Origin of the sequence: Gardnerella sp. 30-4 (assembly GCF_001641215.1) — a bacterium.
Taxonomy (GTDB): Bacteria; Actinomycetota; Actinomycetes; order Actinomycetales; family Bifidobacteriaceae; genus Bifidobacterium; species Bifidobacterium leopoldii.
The window spans coordinates 1-2,983 of the sequence record NZ_LXJL01000128.1 but is presented as its reverse complement, the minus strand read 5'-3'; the positions used below and the strand labels follow the sequence as shown (position 1 = coordinate 2,983).

General features: G+C 38.5%; 3 protein-coding genes. All 3 read left to right on the top strand.

What is annotated here, in order from left to right; all coding sequences use genetic code 11:
• The first annotated feature begins 21 nt into the window (after nucleotides 1-21).
• From A5294_RS06110 to A5294_RS06100, 3 genes are read left to right on the top strand one after another with little or no spacing between them, the layout of a single operon-like run.
• Complete coding sequence (locus tag A5294_RS06110) at nucleotides 22-1,131, top strand: ABC transporter ATP-binding protein (RefSeq protein ID WP_064340711.1); 1,110 nt, start codon at nucleotides 22-24, stop codon at nucleotides 1,129-1,131.
• Nucleotides 1,132-1,141: 10 nt separating this feature from the next.
• Nucleotides 1,142-1,921, top strand: coding sequence for a hypothetical protein (locus A5294_RS06105; RefSeq protein ID WP_064340710.1), 780 nt, complete (start codon nucleotides 1,142-1,144; stop codon nucleotides 1,919-1,921).
• Complete coding sequence (locus A5294_RS06100; RefSeq protein ID WP_064340709.1) at nucleotides 1,918-2,856, top strand: ABC transporter permease; 939 nt, start codon at nucleotides 1,918-1,920, stop codon at nucleotides 2,854-2,856. The genes A5294_RS06105 and A5294_RS06100 overlap by 4 nt, the downstream gene beginning before the upstream one ends.
• Nucleotides 2,857-2,983: the final 127 nt, after the last annotated feature.

The window sequence follows — 2,983 nt, the reverse complement described above, 5'->3', positions numbered from 1 at the left end:
AGTAAGAACGAAGCAATAATAATGAATAATAATATAGAAAACGCAACTGATAATCGCGATAACAATAATAAGCAGTCAACTAGCAACTTAATATTGCGTATTGATAATGTAACAAGATCTTATTCTCGTGGATTCGGTCATAAGAAAACAACTCGCCAAGTTTTACATAACGTATCTTTTGATATTCATTCTGGTGAAATATTTTGCTTGCTTGGTCCGAATGGTGCAGGTAAAACAACTACTGTGAAAATTGTTGGTACGTTGTTAGCTCCTGATAGTGGTAGTGTTCGCATTGCTAGTATTGATGTTGTGAGTAATCCTCGAGAAGCGCGTAAGCACGTGTCGTTACTTCTTGGAGGTGAGCGAGGATTTTATCAAAGGTTAAGTGCATTAGATAATCTTCGTTATTTTGCGGATCTTTCTGCTGTTCCATATAGGGAGCAAGGTAAGCGTATTCACGATGCTCTTGAGCAAGTTGATTTACTTGATAAAGCTCATGATGCTGTTCAAACTTTTTCAAGGGGAATGTGGCAGCGATTGCATATTGCTCGATCGCTGGTTGCTAGAACGGATCTTATGCTTTTAGATGAGCCTACCACTGGTTTGGATCCTGAAAATGCTAGGAAAGTACGTGAAATTATTCATGCTTTACGAGATCAAGGAATAGCGATTTTGCTAACTACGCATGAGATGAGTGAGGCTGAAAAATTAGCTGATACTGTTGCTGTAATAAATCACGGTAATATTATCGCTCAGGGAAGTGTTCAGCAGTTGGCTTCTTTACAGCATATTGATCATGTAACAATGTACGCGTATGACGGTGAAGTATCAAGCGGAACTCCTAGTGTTAAGGAAGAATTGCAAAAACTTGATGGAGTGTTGTGGTGTGATGTTTTTGAATCGCATGGAGTGTTAAATATTACTATTGCGTGGAGCAAAACATTATATCAAGAACGAAATATTAAAATTCCTGTTGATGGGATTACGCGTTTAGGTGATCGCGCTGCAAGCTTGGAAGAAACGTATCTTGCTATTGTGCAAAATGATAATATTTCTGCATCAAATACTTCTACTTCTACTTCTGCTGTTACGCCGTCTTCTTCGCCGTCCTCACTCCCATTAAGTAAGTAGGAGGCTTAATATGAATACTTCTACTCATTCATACGCTTCTGTGATTCGTGGCATGTGGTTTCAGCTTAAAAGCTTAGCGAAAACAACGTTTTTCTTGCAAAATGCGATACTTGCTCCAGTATGTTTTGCGTTGATGAAAATTGTTGCCTACTATGGTTTTTCTCATGATTGTACCAACTGCCTTAATAATATTTGGGTTGATTCTTCTATAGCTGGATTATGGTCTGCTACAACTACTGCTGTTGGAATTATTGGATACCAGCGTTATTTAGGAACATTACAATATTTAACTTTAAGTGTCATCTCACCTGCTGCAGTGTTTCTTCCTATTGTAGGATCCGCAGCTTTACTTGGTTGTATTGGTATGCCGCTTGCGATTATTACCGTTGCTGTTTTCTGCCATGGGTTTTTTATGATAACATTCACGCAGTTAGTTGGATACTTACTTTCTATGCTTGCTTGCGTAGCTTCTGCTGCATTATTATCTGGAATTTTTGTATTATGCCGTAAAGCTACAGTTTATGAAGGTTTGATTTTAATTCCTGTATGGATGCTTTGTGGAATAGTGATTCCTGTAGAATCAATGCCATTGCCGGCTCGCGTTATTGCGTTTATTCATCCGCTTACGTCTGCAGTGTGGGTGTCTCATGCGCAATCGTTTAATGCTACTACTGTGTTAGCAATTGTGTTATGCGTTGTATTATCCAGCGTTTTGCTTGTTATTGCAGGTTTTATGTTACGTCATGCTATTCGACTTGCAACGCTTAATGGAAGTTTGAACATAATATGATACGAAATAATAATCAGGTTGAAACTATGCGAAATAAAATTATTCAAAATAATAAGTACGCTGAATTGCATCAATATAATCAATATTCTCGGTATGGTCACGTGAGCGTGTTATCTAGTATACGAACTGGTGCAAGAGTGAGTATACAGAGTATACCTAGCTTAAATAGTTGGAATACTGCTGTTATCCGTATGATTGTTGAGCCTCTTTTATCCACGTTCTTATACGTTTTTCTAGCTGGAGCTGTAAGCGGAGGATTCAATGGAGCAGCTAGTGCTGCAACTAGCGCGGGTTTTAATCATAGTTTGATTGCATCAACTCTTGCTGCTGTGATGGGTGCGTGTTCTATTTCCACAAGTATGACTGTGTCAGAAGCACTAGCATGGGATCGTTTTGAAGGAACAACACCATTCGTGCTTACAAGCGCGAAAGTTGCATTACCATTATGGTTCGGTCGTATTATTGCGCTCGTTACTATTTCTTTGGTGAGTGATGCTGTGACTTTGTTTATAACAATGCTTGTAGTAAGCCCGAGTGCTTTCTTGATGATTAATATGAGTGCGTTGATGCTGTTGTTCCTTATTGTTCCTGTTGCTTCTACTGGATTTGGTATTGCTATAGCTGCTATAAGCATGATGATGAATGATGTTTATACTATTTCTAACGCGCTTAGTGCAATACTTCCTATTGTTTGTGGTGTGATTGCTCCGATTAGCGTATTTCCTAAGATGATGCAATACGTGTTATACGTGATTCCAGTAACTCATGTTACTCAAGCATCTCGTAGTATAGTTGATGGTTCTGTAAATGTTGGCGTATCGCTACTTGTGATTCTTGTTGTTGGCGTGTTATGGGCAATTGTTGGTGTGATTATATGGAATGTTGGTGTGGCGATTCAACGACGTAAAGGTACTTTAACAAATATAGGGTTTTAGCTGATAAATATGGGATTTAGTTAATTAAATAAGGATTTTATTAGCGGGTATAGGGGGTGGGTAATACTAGAGGCATATTGATTATTGAGTGAGGTTATCAAGCCAATCTTAAACCTTTTAACGATAG

Bases quoted from the DNA above. Each gene is read 5' to 3' on its own strand.
- A5294_RS06110 (WP_064340711.1), top strand. From the start codon at position 22: ATGAATAATAATATAGAAAACGCAACTGATAATCGCGATAACAATAAT.
- A5294_RS06105 (WP_064340710.1), top strand. From the start codon at position 1,142: ATGAATACTTCTACTCATTCATACGCTTCTGTGATTCGTGGCATGTGG.
- A5294_RS06100 (WP_064340709.1), top strand. From the start codon at position 1,918: ATGATACGAAATAATAATCAGGTTGAAACTATGCGAAATAAAATTATT.